The sequence below is a fragment of the Mycobacterium colombiense genome, assembly GCF_001672755.1.
GTDB lineage: Bacteria > Actinomycetota > Actinomycetes > Mycobacteriales > Mycobacteriaceae > Mycobacterium > Mycobacterium colombiense_C.
The window spans coordinates 1-21,431 of record NZ_LZKI01000148.1; the positions used below are offsets into that span (position 1 = coordinate 1).

The 21,431-nt window shown below is 65.7% G+C and carries 16 protein-coding genes; 4 read left to right on the forward strand and 12 right to left on the reverse strand.

Translation table 11 applies throughout. The features are described from left to right. The 3 genes from A5708_RS20240 to A5708_RS20250 form a co-directional block, all read left to right on the forward strand. A partial coding sequence (locus A5708_RS20240) for a siderophore-interacting protein (RefSeq protein ID WP_196772697.1) occupies positions 1-415 on the forward strand: 415 nt, incomplete at its 5' end. 2 nt (positions 416-417) lie between these two features. Continuing rightward, positions 418-2,157 (forward strand): AMP-binding protein, encoded by a 1,740-nt coding sequence (locus A5708_RS20245; protein WP_065030331.1) that lies wholly within the window; start codon positions 418-420, stop codon positions 2,155-2,157. A 1,061-nt stretch (positions 2,158-3,218) separates the two neighbouring features. Beyond that, entirely contained in the window at positions 3,219-4,097 is an 879-nt protein-coding gene (locus A5708_RS20250) for an SDR family oxidoreductase (RefSeq protein WP_065030352.1), read from the forward strand. Here A5708_RS20250 and A5708_RS20255 read toward each other — a convergent pair. Further along, positions 4,094-5,575 (reverse strand): amino acid permease, encoded by a 1,482-nt coding sequence (locus A5708_RS20255; RefSeq protein ID WP_065030332.1) that lies wholly within the window; start codon positions 5,573-5,575, stop codon positions 4,094-4,096. The two genes, A5708_RS20250 and A5708_RS20255, sit on opposite strands and share 4 nt — an antisense overlap. Before the next feature lie 116 nt (positions 5,576-5,691). Continuing rightward, positions 5,692-6,582 (reverse strand): PAC2 family protein, encoded by an 891-nt coding sequence (locus A5708_RS20260; protein WP_181447489.1) that lies wholly within the window; start codon positions 6,580-6,582, stop codon positions 5,692-5,694. 379 nt (positions 6,583-6,961) lie between these two features. On the opposite strand from A5708_RS20260, the gene metH reads away from it, so the two are divergent. Next, positions 6,962-10,732 (forward strand): methionine synthase, encoded by a 3,771-nt coding sequence (gene metH / locus A5708_RS20265; protein WP_065030333.1) that lies wholly within the window; start codon positions 6,962-6,964, stop codon positions 10,730-10,732. 11 nt (positions 10,733-10,743) lie between these two features. On the opposite strand, the gene A5708_RS20270 is transcribed toward metH, so the two are convergent. Genes A5708_RS20270 through A5708_RS20315 form a run of 10 tightly spaced genes read right to left on the reverse strand, consistent with a single transcriptional unit; the run spans position 10,744 to position 21,263 of the window. Beyond that, a complete protein-coding gene (locus A5708_RS20270; protein WP_065030334.1) occupies positions 10,744-11,511 on the reverse strand; it encodes a mannan-binding family protein in 768 nt (255 codons plus the stop codon). A gap of 17 nt (positions 11,512-11,528) precedes the next feature. Next, complete coding sequence (locus A5708_RS20275; RefSeq protein WP_065030335.1) at positions 11,529-12,263, reverse strand: tetratricopeptide repeat protein; 735 nt, start codon at positions 12,261-12,263, stop codon at positions 11,529-11,531. 26 nt (positions 12,264-12,289) lie between these two features. Continuing rightward, positions 12,290-13,549 carry an MlaD family protein gene (locus A5708_RS20280; RefSeq protein ID WP_065030336.1) on the reverse strand — a complete coding sequence of 420 codons (1,260 nt, stop codon included), beginning with the start codon at positions 13,547-13,549 and terminating at the stop codon, positions 12,290-12,292. Beyond that, a complete protein-coding gene (locus A5708_RS20285; RefSeq protein WP_065030337.1) occupies positions 13,546-14,778 on the reverse strand; it encodes an MlaD family protein in 1,233 nt (410 codons plus the stop codon). The genes A5708_RS20280 and A5708_RS20285 overlap by 4 nt, the downstream gene beginning before the upstream one ends. Next, positions 14,775-15,896, reverse strand: a complete 1,122-nt coding sequence (locus A5708_RS20290; RefSeq protein WP_419538344.1) for an MCE family protein — start codon at positions 15,894-15,896, stop codon at positions 14,775-14,777. Before A5708_RS20290 ends, A5708_RS20285 begins: the two co-directional genes overlap by 4 nt. Beyond that, positions 15,887-16,906, reverse strand: coding sequence for an MCE family protein (locus tag A5708_RS20295; RefSeq protein ID WP_419538343.1), 1,020 nt, complete (start codon positions 16,904-16,906; stop codon positions 15,887-15,889). Before A5708_RS20295 ends, A5708_RS20290 begins: the two co-directional genes overlap by 10 nt. 28 nt (positions 16,907-16,934) lie before the next feature. Further along, on the reverse strand, positions 16,935-17,990 hold the full coding sequence (locus A5708_RS20300) for an MlaD family protein (protein WP_065030340.1): 1,056 nt from the start codon (positions 17,988-17,990) through the stop codon (positions 16,935-16,937). Then, on the reverse strand, positions 17,987-19,543 hold the full coding sequence (locus A5708_RS20305; protein WP_065030341.1) for an MlaD family protein: 1,557 nt from the start codon (positions 19,541-19,543) through the stop codon (positions 17,987-17,989). The genes A5708_RS20300 and A5708_RS20305 overlap by 4 nt, the downstream gene beginning before the upstream one ends. Before the next feature lie 12 nt (positions 19,544-19,555). Continuing rightward, positions 19,556-20,419, reverse strand: coding sequence for an MlaE family ABC transporter permease (locus A5708_RS20310; protein WP_065030342.1), 864 nt, complete (start codon positions 20,417-20,419; stop codon positions 19,556-19,558). 1 nt (position 20,420) lies between these two features. After that, positions 20,421-21,263 (reverse strand): MlaE family ABC transporter permease, encoded by an 843-nt coding sequence (locus tag A5708_RS20315; RefSeq protein ID WP_065030343.1) that lies wholly within the window; start codon positions 21,261-21,263, stop codon positions 20,421-20,423. Positions 21,264-21,431 lie beyond the last annotated feature (168 nt).

The window sequence follows — 21,431 nt, forward strand, 5'->3', positions numbered from 1 at the left end:
TCACGCCCATATCACCCGGCCCCAGGGCGATCTCGTCATCCGCCACGACGCGCCCTACCACGTGTTCGCCGGCGAGGAAACCGCGTCGGTCGCGTTCGCCGCGATGCTTCGATCTATGCCTTCAACCGCCGAGGTTTACGGAGTGATCGAGGCCGCGACCGACGCCGGCCACCTTCCCCTTGCCCGGCCCCTGACCCGGGTCCAGCGCGGGGACGCCTCGGCCGCGAACTCTGCCGTGCTCGCCGAGGCCCTGCGCAGCCTTCCACTGCCCGACCATCCCGGCATCGCCTACCTCGCCGGCGAGGCCCGCACCATACAAAGCCTACGCAAAATATTGATCACCGAACGTGGCTGGGACCGACGCCAGATACGTACAAAACCCTTTTGGACCCCCGGCCGAACCGGAATGGAGTGATTATGGTTGAGACGTCTATTTCGGAGCTGCTGTGTGAACGCGCCAGCCTGCAGCCCAATGACACGGCGTTCACTTTTATTGATTACGACCAGGATTGGGACGGGGTTGCCGAAAGCCTGACGTGGTCGCAGCTGTACCGGCGAACGGTGAACGTTGCACGGGAACTCCAGCATTGCGGGTCGACGGGTGACCGCGCCGTGATCATGGCCCCGCAGGGGTTCGATTACATCGTGGCGTTTCTCGGGGCATTGCACGCGGGGCAGATCGCGGTTCCGCTTTCGGTTCCGCTAGGTGGCGTCAGCGATGAGCGCGTCAGTTCGGTGCTGCGCGACGCGTCGCCGACTGTCGTTCTCACCACGTCCACTGCTGCGGGAACCGTTGCCGAGTACCTCAAGTCGGAATCTGGCGGACCCGTTCCATCGGTCGTGGAGATTGATCGGCTGGACCTGGACGCCCGGACCGGATCCGGCGCCGGGAACGAGAATCGCCCAGATCTGGCGTATCTGCAATACACATCCGGGTCGACCCGCCAACCGGCCGGGGTCATGGTCTCGCACAGAAACCTGCTGGCCAATTTCGGGCAGGTTATGTCCGACTTTTGTGTGGAGTACGGAGGCGTCGCTCCACCAGACACGACCATTGTGTCGTGGTTGCCGTTTTACCACGACATGGGTTTGGTACTGGGAGTGTGCGGCCCGATTCTGGGCGGAGTCCGTGCTGTGCTGACGAGTCCGGTGTCGTTCCTACAGCGACCGGCCCGGTGGATGCAATTGCTGGCCAAGGAAAGTCACGCACTTTCGGCGGCGCCGAACTTCGCCTTCGAATTGGCGGCACGCAAGACATCCGACGAGGACATGGCCGGACTGGATCTGGGGGACGTCCTGGTCATCCTCAGCGGTAGCGAACGGGTGCATCCTGCGACGATGCGGCGCTTCACCGACCGGTTCACGCGCTTCAATCTGCCCGACGCCGCGATACGGCCAGGCTATGGCCTCGCAGAGGCAACGGTGTACGCGTTGACCCGCACACCGGCGCAACCGCCCAAAATCGTCCACTTCGAATCCGAGAAGCTGACCACCGGCACCGCGGAGCGCTGCGAAAGCCCAACCGGCACACCGTTGGTCAGCTACGGGACGCCGCGGTCACCGATGATCCGCATCGTCGACCCCGACACCAGGATCGAATGCCCGCAGGGAAGCGTCGGTGAGATCTGGGTGCACGGTGACAACGTCGCCATGGGCTACTGGCAAAAGCCCCAAGAGACCGAACGCACGTTCGGCGATCGGCTTGTCGCACCGTCGGCCGGCACACCCGAAGCGCCGTGGCTGCGAACCGGCGACTCGGGATTCTTCTTCGAAGGTGAGCTGTTCATCATCGGCCGCATCAAGGATCTGTTGATCGTCTACGGGCGTAATCACTCACCCGACGACATCGAGGCGACTGTCCAGGAGATCACCCGGGGCCGGTGCGCGGCGATAGCGGTTCCGCATGGGGGCACGGAAAAGCTTGTCGTCATCATCGAAGTCAAGAAAAATGGTGCGTCCCATGAAGACGGGTCGGACAAGTTCGCCATCGTCGAGCGCGAAGTCACCTCGGCGGTCTCCAACTCGCACGGCGTCGGCGTCGCGGATCTGGTTCTGGTGACACCCGGTTCGATACCGATCACCACAAGTGGCAAGGTTCGGCGGGCGACGTGCGTCGAGCAGTACCGGCAAGGCCAGTTCGCCCGTTTGAACGCTTAAGCGTTGATCCTGGTCGCCGCCGTCCGCGGGATTTCGTCGGCGAATTCGACCACGGTGCGGCAATAACCCTGTGCCTCAACGACGTCCAGTTCTGTGCGGTGAGTCCGGATGCATCGGAACAGGTTGATGCCGACCAGTGCTTCATCGCCTGATCGAGGCGGGCAGAAGTTCCTGCGGTGGTTTATCTGGGCTGCTGAAACGGATTCGATTCCGCTGTGTCATCAATCTTTTGACGGGCGAATTCGATTACGTCCGTCAATCTGCTTGGTCCTTCTTTTTCGTTGTGCCCCAAGGCTTTCCGACTGGACGCCAGCAGAACAGGTTGCTGCCTTGGCGGTGCCAGAGATAGGTGTCAAGATCGCCCAAGCTGGCATGCGACACAAACTTCCACATTGGCATATCTGGTGGGGTTGATTTTCGGTGCATTAGCCCTCCCTCTAATAAGTGCAATTGACTAGACCGAAGCCGGTTGATCCCGGTCGCGCACCCGTGGCTCGCGACGGCTTCAGTGCACGCAATGACGCGTGTATTTGTGTGCCGCCCGTAATGGCTGAATTGGCTATGTCGCTGTGTGAAGGTGGCTTAGTCCACATGAGCGGATGCGACTTTGTTTTGGTAACGAACGGCCTTGCGTCGCAAACGTCTACCAACGTCGCTGGCGGTGCGGCCAAGCCGTCGAGCGCCATCTGGCGTCGCGGCGTGACATGCGCGATTACGTGTCATGCCGCGAGCCTAGGATCGCGTTTGGTGCTACCGGGGACGGCGCGAGCAAAATAGAGTAGTACGAGCGCCAAGTTGGGGTAGTGGAAACGACTAACGTCACCCGGTGCCAATCAAGCCGGCACGTCACTCCCGCCTCAGAGTAAGACGAGAAACCGCGGGCATACTCGGCCCTCGCGCGGAATTGAGCGACGAGCGCGGGTGAAATGCCGACGTTTGTCGGAACTGTTAATTTGGCCGTTACACTGCGCCTGCTCAGGGACAATCCGTCCACCTGCTGATCGATCGGCGAGGAGTGGCACGCCCCGACGCTCGAATGCTCGCACGGTACGTTGGCGATCATGACATCGCTGCAGGACAAAGTCGTTCTCATCACCGGCGGTGCCCGGGGGATCGGGGCCGAGACCGCTCGCAGGCTGAGCGCCAGGGGCGCCAGGCTTGTGCTGACCGATCTCAACGAGGCGGACCTCAAGGCGCTCGCTGCCGAACTCGGCGAGGAACGGGTGCTGACGGCCGTCGCCGATGTGCGCGACCTGTCCGCAATGGAGGCCGCCGCCGCCCGCGCGGTCGAGCGATTCGGCGGCATCGACGTGGTGGTGGCCAACGCAGGCATCGCCAGTTATGGCTCGGTGCTGCAAGTGGATCCCGACGCCTTCAAGCGGGTGCTCGACATCAACGTGCTCGGCGTCTTCCACACCGTGCGCGCCACGCTGCCCGCGCTGATCGAGCGCCGCGGCTACGTGCTCATCGTCTCGTCGTTGGCCGCCTACACCGCCTGCCCCGGGCTGGCGCCCTACAACGCCTCCAAGGCGGGAGTCGAGCTGCTGGCCAATGCGCTGCGGCTGGAGGTGGCCCACCAGGGCGTCACCGTCGGCTCGGCGCACATGTCGTGGATCAACACGGCGCTGGTCCGCGACACCCAGTCCGACCTTCCGGCGTTCAACCGGTTGCTGGCCAGCTTCCCGTGGCCGCTGAGCAAGACGACGACCGTCGACAAGTGCGCGGCCGCTTTCGTCAAGGGCATCGAGCGCCGGCGCACCCGCGTCTACTGCCCGCGTTGGGTAGCGCTGTTCCGTTGGGTCAAGCCGGTGCTGTCCAGCCCGGTGGGCGAGATGCCGCTGCACAAATCCACCGCCGAGCTGCTACCCCAGCTGGACGCCCAAGTCGCCGCGCTGGGACGTTCCACCAGCGCCTACAACCGCGACCTCGGTACGTCCTAGCCGGTCTTGGCCGTGCGCTCCGACGCAACGGCCGCCACCCGGTTGCGCACCAGGAACCATCCGGCGCTCAGCGCCGGGACCACGAACACGACCGTCGCGATGGTCCAGGTGCCGGTCTCCTTATCGAACGCCATCATGACCAGGACGCCGGCCAGGAACGCCAGGGTGAGGTACCCCGAATACGGGGCCCACGGCATCCGGAACCGCGGCCGTTCGATGAGCCCGGCCTTGGCCAGCCGGTAGAAGCGCAGCTGGCACAGCACAATGGTCGCCCAGCACGCGATGATGCCCGGCGCAACGATGTTGAGCACGATCTCGAAGGCTTCGCCGGGATTGACGGCATTCAGGGCGATGCCGAGCAGGCAGATGGCGGCCGCCATCGCGATGCCGACGAAGGGCACCCCGTTCTTGGACATCCGGGTCGCGAATCGGGGTCCACTGCCGCTGGACGCCATCGAGTGCATGATCCGCCCGGTGGAATACAGGCCTGCGTTGAGGCTCGACAGGGCGGCGGTGAGCACCACGATGTTCATCAGGTCTCCGGCACCGTGGAAGCCGATCTTGGAAAAGAAAGTGACGAAAGGACTTTCGGTGGCCTTGTAGGACGTGTAGGGCAGCAGCAACGCCAGCAGCGCCACCGATCCGACGTAGAAGATCGCGATGCGCGCGATCACCGAATTGATCGCGCGGGGCATGACCCTCTCCGGCTCGGCGGTCTCGCCGGCGGCCGTGCCCACCAATTCGATGGCGGCATAGGCGAATACCACGCCCGAGGTGGTCAGCAGAACCGCCAGCACGCCGGAGGGAAACGGTCCGCCGTGGTCGGACCACAGACTCAGCCCGGTGGTGTGGCCGTCGATGCGATACCGCCCCGCCAGGAAGACGATGCCGACCACCAGAAAGGCGACCAGCGCCAGAACCTTGACCAACGCCGCCCAGAATTCCAGCTCACCGAACCACTCCACCGAGATCAGGTTCATGGACAGCACCACGATGAGGGCGAGGAGCGCCAGCACCCACTGGGGGATCGATTCGAAGGCCGTCCACCGTCGCAGGTAGGTGGCGATCGCGGTGGTGTCGACGATGGCCGTCATCGACCAGCCCAGGAAGTACATCCAGCCGATGGCGTAGGCGGCCTTCTCGCCGAAGAACTCCCGCGAATACGACACGAACGAGCCCGACGACGGGCGATGCAGGACCAACTCGCCCAACGCTCGCAGAATCAGGAACACGAAGACGCCGCACACGGCATAGACCAAGAACATCCCGGGTCCGGCTTTGGCCAGCCGGCCGCCCGCGCCCAGGAAGAGCCCGGAGCCGATCGCGCCGCCGATGCCGATCATCTGCACCTGCCGGGGCTTGAGCCCCTTGCGGTAGCCGGCGTCTTCGCCGACTGCGCCGGCCACGGGGTTTGGGCCGGCTACGGAATCTGGGCCGGCTGAGGGAGTTGGGTTGCCATCACCAGGCAACGCGGCCATTGAAACGTCCAATCGGTAGGTCGCGAAGCGATGCTTCCGTACTGGGTCGGCCGACGGCAAATTCGGCGACGGCGTCACCGACCGCGACGGCCGGCTTCGACGGTGGCGACCCCGTGCTAGCGCCCGAAGCCGGGGCGACGGCGGCGCAGATAGCGCTCGAACTCGGCGGCCAGCGCGTCGCCGTCGATCTTGCCCAGCGCGTCGTTCATGTCGACCTCGGCGTCGCCGCGTTGCTCGAGCGACAGCACGTACTCGGCGAGGTCCTCGTCTTCGGCGGTCATCTCCGTGACCGCCTGCTCCCAGTCCTCGGCGTCCGTCGGCAGGTCGGCCAGCGGCACCTCGATGTCGAGGACGTCCTCGACGCGGCGCAGCAGGGCCACGGTCGCCTTCGGATTCGGCGGCTGCGAGACGTAGTGCGGCACGGCCGCCCAGAACGTCACCGCCGGGATCCCGGCGGCCACGCAGGAATCCTGAAACACCCCGGCGATGCCGGTCGGGCCCTCATAGCGGCTTTCCTCGAGGCCGAAGCGTTTCGCCGACTCGGGGGAGTAGGCCGCGCCGGACACCGGGACCGGCCGGGTATGTGGGGTGTCGGCCAGCAGCGCGCCCAGGATCACCACGGTGTCCACGTTGAGCTTGTCGGCGATGGCCACCAGTTCGGCGCAGAAGGTGCGCCAGCGCATGTTGGGTTCCACGCCGTGCATCAGCACCACGTCGCGGTCGCTGCCCGGGGGCCGGCAGTGCGAGATCCGCATCGCCGGCCACACCAGTTCGCGGGTCACCCCGTCCACCTGCCGGATCACCGGGCGATTCACCTGGTAGTCGTAATATGCCTCGTCGTCGATCTCCAAGATCGGGTCGGCTTCCCAGATGGCCTCGAGGTGTTCGAGCGCGTCGCTGGCGGCGTCGCCGGCGTCATTCCAGCCCTCAAACGCAGCCACGACGACGGTGTGGTGCAGTTCGGGCAATGCGGCTTCGCCAAAGGGGGGGCCGTCGGGCGGGGTCACAGAATTAGCGTACGGCCTCACGGCCCGATGTTCGGGGCGCGGTGGCCAAGGATTGTCGGCCGATTGGCGCTCAACCGGGGGCTTTGCATAGGACGACTATCCTTATGGCGTGACTGTCGCTAATGAACACCGCTGCGACGCCGACATCCTCGACGGGCGTCGACGCGGGCTCGGCGAAATAGGTTCGGCTGCGATTTCGTTAACCTTGGTAACTATCACGTCGCCGGCAGGCCCCACGAGCGGTCGATAGCGGCGACGAGTTGGGCGTCCAGGCGTCGATCGGGTGACGACGTAGACTTCTCTGGTCGAGAGGCGTTGCAACGGATACGGGTATCCGCCACGCTCGGCAGAGTCAAGGACGCCTTCCGCTACGGAAGGAATGTGCGTGAACGCCGCTGAGTCGAAGACCGTTGAGTCGAACACCTTCGCGCCGAACATCCGCCCCGACTGCACCGATGAACTGTCGGCCGCGCTGCGCCGGCGGATCATGGTGATCGACGGCGCGATGGGCACGGCGATCCAGCGGGACCGACCGGACGAGGCCGGCTACCGCGGCGACCGGTTCACGGAGTGGCCGACCGCTCTTCAGGGCAACAACGACCTGCTCACCCTGACGCAGCCACAGATCATCGAGGGTATCCACCGCGAGTACCTCGAGGCGGGCGCCGACATCCTGGAGACCAACACGTTCAACGCGAACGCGATCTCGCTCTCCGACTACGACATGGCCGACCTGGCCTACGAGCTGAACTACGCCGGCGCCGCGCTGGCGCGCAAGGCCGCCGACGAATACAGCACCCCGGAGAAGCCCCGCTACGTCGCCGGCGCGATCGGGCCGACGACGCGGACCGCGTCGATCTCGCCGGACGTCAACGACCCCGGGGCCCGCAACGTCTCCTACGACCAATTGGTCGCCGCCTACCTCGAATCGGCCAACGGCCTGGTCGACGGCGGCGCCGACCTCCTCATCATCGAGACGATCTTCGACTCGCTGAACGCCAAAGCGGCGGTGTTCGCGGTCGAGACGCTGTTCGAGGAGCGCGGACGACGCTGGCCGTTGATCATCTCGGGCACCATCACCGACGCCTCCGGGCGCACGTTGTCCGGTCAGGTCACCGAGGCATTCTGGAACTCGATCAGGCACGCGCGGCCGATCGCGGTGGGCCTCAACTGCGCCCTGGGCGCGCCGGAGATGAGGCCCTACATCGCCGAGGTGTCGCGCATCGCGGACACCTTCGTCTCCTGCTATCCGAACGCCGGCCTGCCCAACGCCTTCGGCGAGTACGACGAGACCCCGGAGCGGCAGGCCGGCTACATCGCCGACTTCGCCGACGCCGGCCTGGTCAACCTGGTCGGCGGTTGCTGCGGAACCGCGCCGCCGCACATCGCCGAGATCGCCAAGGTCGTCGAGGGCAAGGCGCCGCGCGAGTTGCCGCAGATCGAGGTGGCCACCCGGTTGTCGGGCCTCGAGCCGCTCAACATCACCGATGACTCTCTGTTCGTCAACATCGGTGAGCGCACCAACATCACCGGCTCCGCCCGGTTCCGCAACCTGATCAAGGCCGAGGACTACGACACCGCGCTGTCGGTCGCCCTGCAGCAGGTCGAGGTCGGTGCGCAGGTCATCGACATCAACATGGACGAGGGCATGATCGACGGCGTCGCCGCGATGGACCGGTTCACCAAGCTCATCGCGGCCGAGCCGGACATCAGCCGCGTCCCGGTGATGATCGACTCCTCCAAGTGGGAGGTCATCGAGGCCGGCCTGAAGAACGTGCAGGGCAAGCCGATCGTCAACTCGATCTCCATGAAGGAGGGCGCGGAGAAGTTCGTCCGCGAGGCACGGCTGTGCCGCAAGTACGGCGCCGCCGTCGTCGTGATGGCGTTCGACGAGCAAGGCCAGGCCGACAACCTGGAACGCCGCAAAGAGATCTGCGGGCGCGCCTACAAGATCCTGACCGAAGAGGTCGGCTTCCCGCCCGAGGACATCATCTTCGACCCCAACTGCTTCGCGCTGGCGACCGGCATCGAGGAGCACGCGACCTACGGCATCGACTTCATCGAGGCCTGCGCCTGGATCAAGGAGAACCTCCCCGGAGTGCACATCTCCGGCGGTATCTCGAACGTGTCGTTCTCGTTCCGGGGCAACAACCCCGTCCGGGAGGCGATCCACGCGGTGTTCCTGTTCCACGCCATCAAGGCCGGCCTGGACATGGGCATCGTCAACGCCGGTGCGCTGGTGCCCTACGACTCGATCGACCCCGAGCTGCGCGACCGCATCGAGGACGTCGTCCTGAACCGCCGCGAGGACGCGGCCGAGCGGCTGCTGGAGATCGCCGAGCGGTTCAACAAATCGGACAAAACCGAGGATCCTAAGGCGGCCGAGTGGCGCGGCCTCCCCGTCCGCGAACGGATCACCCACGCCCTGGTGAAGGGGATCGACGCCCACGTCGACGACGACACCGAGGAACTGCGGGCCGAGATCGCCGACGCCGGTGGCCGCCCTATCGAGGTGATCGAGGGCCCGCTGATGGACGGCATGAACGTCGTCGGTGACCTGTTCGGCTCCGGCAAGATGTTCCTGCCCCAGGTCGTGAAGTCGGCCCGGGTGATGAAGAAGGCCGTCGCGTACCTGCTGCCGTTCATCGAGAAGGAGAAAGAGCAGAACGGCACCGCCGCCGCGAAGGACACCAACGGCACAATCGTGATGGCCACCGTGAAGGGTGACGTCCACGACATCGGCAAGAACATCGTCGGAGTTGTGTTGCAGTGCAACAACTTCGAAGTGATCGACCTCGGTGTGATGGTGCCCGCCGAAAAGATTCTGGCCGCGGCGGCCGAGCACGACGCCGACATCATCGGCCTGTCCGGCCTGATCACCCCGTCCCTGGACGAGATGGTCAACTTCGCCGCCGAAATGGAACGCCAGGGGCTTGAGATCCCGCTGCTGATCGGTGGCGCGACCACCTCGCGCGCCCACACGGCCGTGAAGGTGGCGCCCCGTCGCAGCGGTCCGGTGGTCTGGGTCAAGGACGCTTCCCGCTCGGTGCCGGTCGCCGCCGCGCTGCTCGACGACAAGCAGCGTCCCGCGCTGCTGGAGGCCACCGAGAAAGACTATGCGTCGCTGCGCGAACGGCACGCCCAGAAGAACGAGCGGCCGATGCTGACGCTGGAGAAGGCCAGGGCGAACCGGACGCCGATCGAGTGGGATGGCTACGCCCCGCCGGCGCCGGCCCAGGGTCTTGGCGTGCGGGAATTCCTCGACTACGACCTCGCCGAGTTGCGCGAATACATCGACTGGCAGCCGTTCTTCAACGCCTGGGAGATGAAGGGCAGGTTCCCCGACATCCTCAACAACCCGGCCTCGGGCGAGGCCGCCCGCAAGCTCTACGACGACGCGCAGCAGATGCTTGATACGGCGATCAAGGAGAAGTGGCTAACGGCCAACGGGGTGATCGGGTTCTTCTCGGCCAACGCCGTCGGCGACGACATTGAGGTCTACACCGACGACACCCGCAGCGAGGTGCTGACCACGTTGCACAACCTGCGCCAGCAGGGCGAGCATCGGGACGGCATCCCCAACCGGTCGCTGGGTGACTACATCGCACCCAAGGACACCGGTCTGGCCGACTACATCGGCGCGTTCGCCGTCACCGCGGGGCTCGGCAGCCAGGAGAAGATCGCGGAGTTCAAGGCGGCCCTCGACGACTACAGCGCGATCCTGCTGGAGTCGATCGCCGACCGGCTGGCCGAGGCATTCGCCGAACGGATGCACCAGCGGGTCCGTAAGGAGTTCTGGGGATTCCAGCCGGACGAGCAGCTGGACAATGAGGCACTCATCGATGAGAAGTACCGCGGAATCCGCCCCGCCCCCGGCTACCCGGCCTGCCCGGAGCACACCGAAAAGGCGACGCTCTGGAAGTTGATGGACGTCCAGAAGCGGACCGGCATCGAGCTGACCGAGTCGATGGCGATGTGGCCCGGTGCCGCAGTCAGCGGCTGGTATTTCTCGCACCCGCAGTCGCAGTACTTCGTGGTCGGCCGGATGGCCCAGGACCAGGTCGCCGACTACGCGAAGCGCAAGGGCTGGACCCTGGCCGAGGCCGAGCGCTGGCTGGCGCCCAACCTCGGCTACAACCCGGAGGACTGAGCCCTACGGCGCTAGACGCGCAGCACCGAAGCCAGCGCCGATAGTGGGATGTGCGCCTGCACGGTGCCGCCGTCCATGAACCACTGCGGCAGGCCCGGGGAGAAGTTGATCGGCTCGTCGTGGCCCACCGGATAGTCAGGCATGTAGATGATCAACTCGTCGGGCGTCAGCGCCCACGCCTTGTACGCGCCCGAGTAGACCTTGTCCGGCATCCACCGGTCGACGATGAACGGGTAGGTTCCCGGGTCGTGCGGCGGTGGCGCCTGGTTCAGCGCGGTTTCGATAAACGGTTGGGCCAGTGGGGGAATGGCGGTCAACGGATTCGACGTCGTCAGGTCCGCCAGCTGCACCCGCCTGCCGGCCGCCATGTCGAAGGTGAACGTCCGGTAGGCGTTGTTGGGCTTGGGCCCGTCGGCGTGGTAGTCCTCGTGGAACACCGCGCTGAGCAGATTGCCGTGCCGAAAGACCTCGAAGTTCTCCTCGCCGTAGCTGTCGGCGGCCATGCTGCCGTTGGCGTTTCGCCAATTGTTGACCAGGGTGTGCAGGTAGTCGCGGATCACCGGGCCGGTGGTCGGATTGTCGACGAGGTCGTCGGGCACGGCGACCTTGATGTCGCGCACGGCGTTGCGTTCCGACGTCACGGTGGTGTGGCAGTACTGGCCGTCCCAGTCGCCGCCGAGCTCGCCGCAGAATGACGGCGCCGACGCGTGCGTGGTGGCGGCGCTAAGAATGGTTGCGGCCGCGGCTATTACGAGCGCCGCCGACAGTCTCGTGAGCATGTAAGGGTCCGCTCGGCTCAGAGGAGTTGGACTTTGCTCGCCCGCCAGTGACCGTCGACCTTCTCCATGGTCATCTTGATCCTGCTGCGGTCGACGCGTGGGTCGGGCGCGGCCGTGTTGGTCACGGTCTGGTCGATGAAGAGCAGCACGACGACCTTGCCGGTGGATTCGGACTGAATGGCCGAGTCGACGACCACGCCGTGCGCGGTCGCCTTGTTGTCGATCAGCAGCTGCCGGAGCTTGACGCTGGACTGGGTGTACATGTCCTTGAATTCGCCGGTCGCGCCGTCGAGCACCTGCTTGAAGTTCTCGTCGACCTTGTTCGAGTCGATGCTCGTGAGCACCTGCGCGTAGGCGATGGCCGCTTGTTGGGCCTGTTCACCCGCCACCTTCAACTGATGGTCCTGCCACTGTCGCCACCCGAGGAACCCCGAAACGGCAAGCGCGGCAATGAGTAACGCCGGCAGCACGCTGCGGCGCAGATACTGTCGCCAGGGCCGCTTGGCACGCTCGGACTCCGGGCGCTTGCGTTTGAGCAGCGCGCCGCCGTCTTCGTCTGCGTCCTCGCCCGGCTCGTCACCCTCGTCGTCGTCGTCGTCCTCGTCGGCCGGCCCCTCGGCCACGTCGGCGGATTCGTCGGGGCGCTTCTCCCCGGCGTCTTCGCCTGTGACGCCCGGTGTTTCGGCACCCGATTCGGCGTCGGGTTCCGAGGCGGTTTTCGGGTTCTTCTTGGTAGTCACGACCACGATCATCTCCTAAAGGTCGATGGTTTCAACGCTCAGTGCGGTGGTTCGATCGGCAGTTGCGGACCGCCGTAGGGGGTGGGAATGGTGTAGCGGCCCCGCGGGGTCGGATCGGTTCGCTGGCCCAGGTTGGCGCCCGGCGGCGGGCCGGCGGTGTCGTCGCCGCCCGGCCGTGGTGCGTTCTTGGCGCCGCGGATCGAGACCGCCGGGTCGTCGTCGCGGCAGTAGGTGTACATGAACGGCTCGTAGTAGTCGGCGGCGGACGGCGCGTGCGATGGTGTCCCGTAATCGCACACATAGCGCGGGTAGAGGTCGGCCGTCGCCCAGACTCCGCCGTCGTGGAATGCGCTCGTCACCGCGTCCAGTACCGACCCGCGGTAGTCGGGGAACAGCGCGTTGAGTGCCGGGACTCGCAGATAGAACAGCTGTGACATGGTGGCCATGCTGCCCAGCAGTTGCACCATGGTGTCGGAGTTGTCCGCGAACAGATTGTCGACGGCCGAAAGGGTGCGCGGCGTCTGCTGAGTCAACCGGCGGTAGCCGGCCTGCATCCTGGCCACGCCGGTCAGCGTCTGGTTGAGTTCGGTTGCGGTGGCGCCCAATCCGGTGTTCTTGTCGCTGGCCAGGGTGAGCACTACGCGGCTGGTCTTGATGATGCTGGTGGTCTGGGGCAGCACCGAATCGAGCGTCGAAAGCAGGAACGTGCCGCCGTCGACGATGGCGGTCAGCTTCGCCGGGCCCTCCTTGCTCAGGCTCAACTCCTTCTTGATCAACTCGATCTTGTGCGGGTCCACCTGGGCCAGCAGCCCGTCGGCGTCGCCGAGCAATTGCGCCAAGCTGACCGGGACGGTGGTGTGGTCCAGGGCGATCAGGCTGCCGTCATGTAGATACGGACCGGCGTCGGACCCGGCTTCGAAGTTGATGTACTGCTCACCGGCCGGCGAGAGCGCCGACACGTGCACGACGCTGTTCGCCGGGATCCGTACCTTCGACGTGATGCTGGCGACGGCGTTCACCCCGTTGTCGGTGATCTGCAGCGACTCGACCCGGCCGATGCGCACTCCGCGCAGCGCGACGTCCTGATTGGGCAGCAGGCCACCGGATTCCGCCAACTGCACGGTGACCCGGTAGGACGAGGCGAAGGGCTTCACCCGCAACGCGCCGATGAGCAGATAGGCGGTCGCCACCACCAGGATCAGCACCAGGCCGGCCACCGACAGCCAGACCTGTTGCCGGTGGCCCGTGCGCACCGCGCGGACAACGACATTGGCGAAGTTGGCGACGGTGCGCCTCATGGTCGCGGTCCTGGCGGTGGCGGCGCCCCGGGTGCAGGCGGTGCCGGCGGGGGCCCGGGGGCGACGTCGATCTGGCCGGGGATATCCGGGTCCGGGATGACCGGAACCTGTGGCGAGTTCGGACCCCGGCCGACGATGCGTTCCTGCAACCGCCACAGCGTGTACTTCAGGGTGCCGACGAGCAGGTTCACGTTGTAGTGGTGCGGTCCGTGCAGACCGATGTCACCGGGGAACCCGATATCGGGGAGCGACCCCAGCATGATCTTGTCCACGCCCACGTTCACCGAAATCGAGTTCCCGGCAGTCGATTTGACCAGGGCGGGGATCAGCCGGTTGATCGACATCCAGCTGGTGTCGGGGCTCATGGCAACGTCGTTGGCGGCGCCGGCGATCGTGTTCAGGTCGCGGATCATGCTGCGGCCGCTGGTGTCGGTCCCGCCGATCGACGGGAACCTGGCGAGCAACCGGGAGGTGTCACCCACCTGTACGGCCAAGTTGGACAGCTGACTGGTGTTGTCGGCCAGGGCCGACGTGGCGGGGCCGGCGGCCACCATCAGGTCGCCGATGGCCTGGTTCTTGGCATCGAGTTGATCTGCCAGGCGCGACAATTGGGTCAGCGCGCGCGAGATCTGATCGGACCGGGCATCCAGCGTCCCGAGCAGCTCGTTGGACTTGCGGATCATGTCTCCAAACGCCTGGCCCTGTTCGCCGGTCGCCTTACCGAAACCGTTGATGATGTTGGTGAAATTGCGAACCGCACCACCGTTCACCAGAATCGCCGCCGAGCTCAACACCGACTCGACGGTCGCGGCGGCCGCGGTCGAATCCAGGCCGATGGTGTCGCCGTTGCGCAGCAGCGGCGTGTCCGCGGGATCGTCGGCCGGTGGCTTGAGCGCGACGAACACATCGCCCAGCGGTGTCGCGGTACGTAATTCGGCTGTGCTGCCCCGCGGCAGTTGCACGCCGTCCCGGATGCGCAGCCGGGTGACCGCGGTGTAGTTGCGCGCGATCATCGATTCCAGTTGCCCGACGTCGGCGCCGGCGAGCTTGACCTTGGCGTTCATCGGCAGGTTGAGCGCGTTGGAGAACACCGCGTTGAGCGAATACCCGCCCGAGCCCAGCCCCGGCGCCGGAAGGGGCAGGCTGGCAAGGCCGTTCGTGGCGCATCCCGCGGTGACCATCGCCGCGGCCACCGCCGTCAGCACGCCCCGTGCCCCGGCCGTCATCATTTCTGCCCCATGGCGGCCATGCCGTCGAGCACATACGTCAATCCGAAATCGGGTCCGAAGTCCTGGATGGTCCCTGTGCTGCAGCCCAATTGCCGAAGGCCCATCAGGTTGCAGATCTCTTTGGTGTACTGGCTGTCGAAAAGCAACCGATCCGTGAGGAAGCGGGCCCGCACGCTGCCGTTCGCCCGGTCGATCATGTTGTAGGCGTTGTCGGCCACCAGGGGAGCCAGGTCCAGCAGCTCGGCCAGGTCGCGTCGCTGGTCGGTCACCGTCTTCAGCGTGTCATTGCCGTGCAGGACGGCCTGTTTGACGTTGTCCCGGTTTTCGTCGAGCAGGTCGCCCGCCCGCTGGATCAGCTGGTCGAGTTTGTGTCCGGTGCTGCCGCTGCCGAGATCCTCGTCGGCCATGATCTGGCTGACTTGGTGGATGGTGGAGGCGAATTCGCGCAGTTTCGTGTCGTTGGCAGCCACCGCGTCGAACAGCGTGCTGATGTTTTTGACGATCGTGGTGATCTGCTCGCGGGTGGCCGCGCCGCCGTCGCTGGACAGCCGCAGCGCCTTGGACAGCTCGCCGAGGGCCGCCTTGATCTTTTCGCCGTTCCCGTTGACCACCTCGGTCCCGCCGTTGAGCACGTCGGCGATCGGTCCGCCGCCGTGGCCATCGCCCTCCAGCGACTTGGTCACTTTGTCCAAAACGTTGAGCACGCTGCTGAATTCGACGGGCGTCTTGGTCCGGGGCAACCCGATGGTGTCGTGGTTCTGCAGGGTCGGTCCGCCGTGATAAGGCGGCGTGAGCTCGATCTGCCGGTCGGTGAGGATGGAGGTCGACACCGTGACGGCCTGCGCGGCCGCGGGCACTTTGACGTGACGGTCGATGGTGAACTCGACTTCGACGTAGCCGCCCTTGGCGTTGATCTTGATGATCTTGCCCACTGGCATGCCCAGCACCGCCACCTCGTTGCCCTCGTAGAGGCCCGAGGCGCTGTCGAATTGGGCGGTCACCGTGATCGTATCCTCGTCGGAACTCAGGGACCACCACCCGATTCCGATCGCCGCGGCGATGACCGCGATCGCGGCGACGATGGCCAGCGTCCTGGCGCCGAGCCCCCTCACTTGCAGTCCTTGAAGTACTGGATCATGCCGAATTGCTTGGCGCGGCCGCTGATTGCGCACATCCACGAGTCGATCAGCGGGACGTTCGGGGCGTTGAAGTTGACCGCGTTGCCGTCACCGGTGAGGTTGGCGGCCTCGCGGAAGAAGATCGGGCTGGTCTGCAGCATGCTGTGCAGCAGGTCGTCGTGTTGGGACATCAGGTTGGTGAAGTCGCGCATGTCTTTGATCAGCGCGTCCAGGCCCGAACGGTCGTTGACCACCACCTGGCTCATCGTGTCCACGAGGCTGGATAGGGACTGCATCATCGCGTGGAAAACGGCTCGCCGCGCGACGAATTGGCCGAGTAGGTCTTGCCCTTGGTCGACCAGGGCGCCGATGCCGGCCTGTTGGCGCCGCAGCGTGTTCGTGACCTGCTCGGTGCTGCGGAGCAGCTGTCCCAGCTGGTCGCGCCGTACCGCGATGATCGACGACAGCGTGTTGATGTTCGTGATCGCCTGCGGCACAACGGCGGGCAGGCCCTGGAGCTGCTTGCCCAGCACCGCCAGCGATTGCGCGAACCTGTCGGAGTCGACCTGCTCGAAAGTGGTGGTGGCGTCCTGGAGCGCGGCCTGCAGGTCGTAGGGCACCTCGGTGTGCGCGAGGTCAAAGGTGTTGTTGGGCAGACGGGCCGGCCCGTTGGGTTCCAGCGCGAGGTAGCGCGAACCCAGGATGGTGGTGACCCTGATCTGCGCCCGGGAGTCCTTGCCCAGCTTGATGTCGTCGCGGACCTTCAAGCCCGCCTCGACATGGTCGCCGACGAGTTTCATGCTGGTGACGTTGCCTACCGGGATGCCCGCGACGACGATCGGATTGCCGGCCCGCAGCGAGGCCGCCTGCAAGAACTCCGCGGTGTAATGCCGATAACCGGCGCCGATCGCATGCACCAGCAGCATGACGCCGATCACCACCGCGACCACCGCGACGGCGATGAAGCCGAGCCAGGTCTTGTTGTAGCTTTCCAGCGGCCGCTTCGTCATTTGCGAAATCCGCTGCCGTCCCCACGCGTCACCCATCGACCGTGCTCCTGCAGCGCGGCGTGTGCCAGGCCCTGTTGCCCGGCGTGGCGGCATTGATGATGATCGGCACCACATCGTTGAGCCCGGGGAAGAACCCCATGAAGTTCACGTCGCACACGTAGGCGTTGCCGTAGGCGCCCTGATTGCCCACCCGGGTAAGGCCTTTCAGTAGCAGCGGAATGTTGTCGCCGAAGAAGGCCACCTGCGGTTCCACATCCATGATGTGTTTGGTGACGCCGGGCTGGCGATCGATGAATTCGCGCAGTGCCGGGTACACATCGGTCGCCGAGGCCGACAGCCGGTTGGTTACCCGGGCCAGCGAACCCACCGAGGCGACCAGGTCCGGGCGGCGCCGGTCGAGCTCACCGACGACGCTACGGGCCTGCGTGATGACCCCGTCGAGATTGTCGTTCTGCTGGGCGAGGTTGCCGACCACCTTGTTGAGGTTGGTGATCACGCTGCCGAGGGCCTGATCGCGGCCCGCGAATGTCTCAGTGAGCGTGGAGGTTTGGCCGACGAGCGTGGTGAGCGACGAGGTGTCGCCCTGCAGCGACTGGATGATGCCTTTGGTGAGGTTGTCGGCGTCGTGCGGGTTCAGCAGGCTGAACAGCGGTTCGTAGCCGTTGAGCAGCGTGGTCACGTCGAACGAGGGCTCGGTGCGTTCCAGCGGGATGGTGCTGCCCGGGGGCAGCAGCTGCGGACTGCCTTCCTTGCCCAGGGACAGCCCGAGGTAACGCTGCCCGACGATGTTCTGGTAGGTCACCGACGCGAGGGTGTTTCCGAACAGCCGCTGTTCGGATTGCAGCACGAACGAGACCTTCGCCAGTTTCCCGTCGAGTTCCACCTTTTCGACCCGGCCCACGCGCACTCCGGCCATGCGGACGTCGTCGCCCTCGCGAAGCCCATACACGTCGGTGAACACCGCCGAATACCTGGCGGTGTCCCCGGCCACGTCCCGCCGCAGGCTCACATACACCAGCCAGGTCAGCGTCAACGAGACGATCATGAACAGGGTCAGCGCGATGAGCGGGCCGCGAAATTTCATTTGGCCTCCCCGGCTGGATGAGCCAGTGACACCGTGGTGCCGCGGGCCACCGGGCCCAGCAGCAGATCGGTGGCGTCGGTGGCGGGCGCACCGGTGATCACGCCCAACATGTTTCGTTCATACTGGCTGCCAACAGGTCCCACGTTGCCCCCGAAAGCGGCCTGCGGAATCCACGGTGCCTTGGGTGCCACCGGCGCGACCCACGGCTCGTGCTCTTGTGGTGTGGCCGGCGCCCCGGGCACGGGGTTGTCGGGATTCGCGCTGCCGGGCACCGGTGGCGACGGCGTAATCCCGGGGGCCAGTGGGGGATTGGGATCGATCAGGTTGGGGGTGGGGTTGATCAGCGGGGGGCCCACCGCGACGAGGTTTCCGTCCGGGCCGATCGCCGTGCCAGGTGGCGGTGCCAGATCCTTGGGCGGCTGATAGTTCTGCGGCAGCAGCACCTCGGGCAGATCGGGGCGCACCGGAATCAGCGGTGCGGTGAAGCAACTGGGCCCTTTGAGCTCGCCGTAGTGCGGACAGTCGGCGCGTGTGTAGGTGGAACTGGGCGTGAAGGTGAGCATCGCGCGCATGTTGCCCAGGTTGGTCCGGGGGTTCCACACCTGTTCCATGAACTGGTTGGCCAGGTTGTCCAGCTTGGCGACGGCGGGCACGAAGTTGTTGGACTTCTGCGCGAGGATGCCGAGCACCGGCGTGAAATCGGTGGTGATCCTGATCAGTTGGTCGATGTGGTTGTCGAAGGATTGGCGCGTCGTGCCGACGGTGTAGTCGGCGCCCGACAACAGCGAGGCCAACTGCGCGCGGGTCTCGGCGAAGGTCCGCATCGGCTCGACGGCTCGGTGCAAGGCATCGAGAAGGTCGGGCGCCGTCTGGGCGAGCCCGGTCGTCGCGTCCAGCAGTGCCGACACCGTCGAGGGCCCGGCATCGGTGCTGACGACCGAATTGAGTTGATCGAGAAGGCGATTCAATTGCGAGCCGGCGTTCAACAGGCTCACGCGGCGGTGGTCGGTGGCCGCACCCAGCGCGGCCAGGATTCCCACCGACCTGTCGTCGCGGCCTCGCCCCGCCGCGGCGAGCAGGTCACGCAGCTTGCTGACGGTCGTCTGGAACAGGACGGTCGGCAGCCGCCTGTCCTCCAGGATGTGGGCACCGTTGCGAATTTTCACGCCCGGGCCGTTGCCCACCAGCTGCACCGACGAGACGGCGAAGACGTTACTGGGCACCACGCGTGCGGTCACGTTGGCCGGAATCGACTTCGCGTAGTCCTCTTTGAGATCGATGTGGACATAGTTGGGGTTGCCGTGGGCCGCAGGCACGACGCCGTTGACCATGCCGACCAGCACGCCGTGATATTTGACGTCGGACTTCTGCGGAAGGCCATCGCCCACGTTGACCAGGTCGGCCACCACCCGCACGTAATCGTTTAATCGCCCAGTCGATTTGACCAACATCGCGGTGGTGACCAGAGCGCTGACCACCACGACCGCAATGCCGATGCCGAACAGCTGCCGGTCCGATGGGCCGCGGCCGTCCAGCTCGAACGAATTGGGCATGTTCCTACCGACCTACCCGCCGAACCTTGCGCCGGAGTCGACGCCCCACAGTGCCATGGTGAGCAGCATGTTCACGATGATTACGACGGTGATGCTGGCCCGCATGCCGTGCCCTGCGGCGACGCCGACGCCCTCGGGCCCGCCGCTGGCGTAATACCCGTAGTAGCACTGGATCGTGGACGCGATCCATACGAAGATGACGGCCTTGATCAACGAAAAGACGATGTCCTGGCCGGCCAGCATCAGCGTGAAGTAGTGCAGATAGGAGCCGGTCGAGCCGCCGCTGCCGATGCCGACCACGACCTGCGTGCTCAGGTACCCGATCGCCAGGCAGGCGGCATACAGCGGGACGATCGCCACCACCGACGCGATCAGCCGGGTGGTCACCAGGTACGGGATCGGGCGGATGGCAATCGATTCCATCGCGTCGATCTCCTCGGCGATGCGCATGGATCCCAGCTGCGCGGTGAAGCGGCAGCCGCCCTGCATGGCGAACGCGAGCGACGCCATCAGGGGAGCCAACTCGCGGGTGTTGACCAACGACGATACGAATCCGGTGGCCGGCCCCAGGCCGAGCAGGTCCAGGAAGTTGTAGCCCTCGATGCCGACGAGGGCGCCGACGGTCATGCCGAGCACGACGGCCACACCCGCGGTGCCCCCACCCACCACGATCGAGCCGTTGCCCCAGGTGATGTTCGACAGCAACCGCAGGAACTCGGCGCTGTACTGGCGCAAGGCGAGTGGCACGGCGACCAGCGCGCGGACAAAGAAGACGAGCAGGTGCCCGAGCCGGATGATCGGCGCTCTGCCCCGGCGGTAGAGCCGGACGAGCGGCACCGAAATCGGTGCGAAAGGCTGATAAGCCGAGGCCGTCACGTCAGAGCCCCGTCCTGGGCGACAACATGATGTAGAGCTGGCTGATCGCGACGTTGACGATCATCAACAGCAGGATCGCCTCGACCACAGCGGCATTCACCGAATTCGCGACGCCGGTCGGTCCGCCCTTGGTGGACAAGCCTTTCTGGCTCGACACGATGGCCACGATGGCGCCGAACACGATCGCCTTGATCAGCGCCAGCACCATGTCGCCGGTGGTCGCGAACGATGCGAACGTCGACACGAAGCTGCCGGGCGCCCCGTTCTGGAAGTACACGTTGAACATGTAGCTCGCAAAAAACCCGGCAAAGCAGACGACGCCGGTCAGGGCCACGCCGATCATCACCGCGGCGGCGAAGCGGGGGACGACCAGGCGGCGGATCACCGAGACGCCCATCACCTCCATCGCGTCGGTCTCTTCGCGCATCGTCCGCGAACCCAGGTCGGCGGTGATGGCCGACCCGACCGCCGAGGCCATGAGGACCGCGGCCACCAGCGAGGCCCCCTGCCGGATGACCGCGAGCCCGCTGGCCGCCCCGGCCAGCGATGTGGCGCCGACCTGGCCGGCCAGCAACGCGAACTGGATGGACAGGGTGACGCTGATCGGCAGCGACACCAGGATCGTCGGCAACACGGCGGTGCCGGCCATGAACGCGCCCTGCCGGACGAACTCCTGCCACTGGAACCGGCCGGTCACCAGGTCGTAGAAGAAAAATTGAGCGGTTCGCACACCCAGGACGAACTGTTCACCTACCGTCGTCAGCGAGGCGACCGGGTGACGTTTGACGTACCCGACGGACCAGTTCCGGATGGCGGTGATGCCATCAAGCTCCGTCGTCGTCATAACGGCATGACCTGCGGTCCATCTAGCAAACCCTTTGCGCAGGTCATCGCGTACCAGCTACCGCTTTCATCGGCCCTCTTCCCACCCCTAAGTCTTGAGTGCCGAGCGGAGGACAGCGGGCAGCCCTCGGACGCTATCCTTATTAAAATAGTGTCAACAGGCACCAGA

Bases quoted from the DNA above. Each gene is read 5' to 3' on its own strand.
- A5708_RS20245 (WP_065030331.1), top strand. From the start codon at position 418: ATGGTTGAGACGTCTATTTCGGAGCTGCTGTGTGAACGCGCCAGCCTG.
- A5708_RS20250 (WP_065030352.1), top strand. From the start codon at position 3,219: ATGACATCGCTGCAGGACAAAGTCGTTCTCATCACCGGCGGTGCCCGG.
- A5708_RS20255 (WP_065030332.1), bottom strand. From the start codon at position 5,575: ATGGCCGCGTTGCCTGGTGATGGCAACCCAACTCCCTCAGCCGGCCCA.
- metH (WP_065030333.1), top strand. From the start codon at position 6,962: ATGTGCGTGAACGCCGCTGAGTCGAAGACCGTTGAGTCGAACACCTTC.
- A5708_RS20270 (WP_065030334.1), bottom strand. From the start codon at position 11,511: ATGCTCACGAGACTGTCGGCGGCGCTCGTAATAGCCGCGGCCGCAACC.
- A5708_RS20275 (WP_065030335.1), bottom strand. From the start codon at position 12,263: ATGATCGTGGTCGTGACTACCAAGAAGAACCCGAAAACCGCCTCGGAA.
- A5708_RS20280 (WP_065030336.1), bottom strand. From the start codon at position 13,549: ATGAGGCGCACCGTCGCCAACTTCGCCAATGTCGTTGTCCGCGCGGTG.
- A5708_RS20285 (WP_065030337.1), bottom strand. From the start codon at position 14,778: ATGATGACGGCCGGGGCACGGGGCGTGCTGACGGCGGTGGCCGCGGCG.
- A5708_RS20295 (WP_419538343.1), bottom strand. From the start codon at position 16,906: ATGACGAAGCGGCCGCTGGAAAGCTACAACAAGACCTGGCTCGGCTTC.
- A5708_RS20300 (WP_065030340.1), bottom strand. From the start codon at position 17,990: ATGAAATTTCGCGGCCCGCTCATCGCGCTGACCCTGTTCATGATCGTC.
- A5708_RS20305 (WP_065030341.1), bottom strand. From the start codon at position 19,543: ATGCCCAATTCGTTCGAGCTGGACGGCCGCGGCCCATCGGACCGGCAG.
- A5708_RS20315 (WP_065030343.1), bottom strand. From the start codon at position 21,263: ATGACGACGACGGAGCTTGATGGCATCACCGCCATCCGGAACTGGTCC.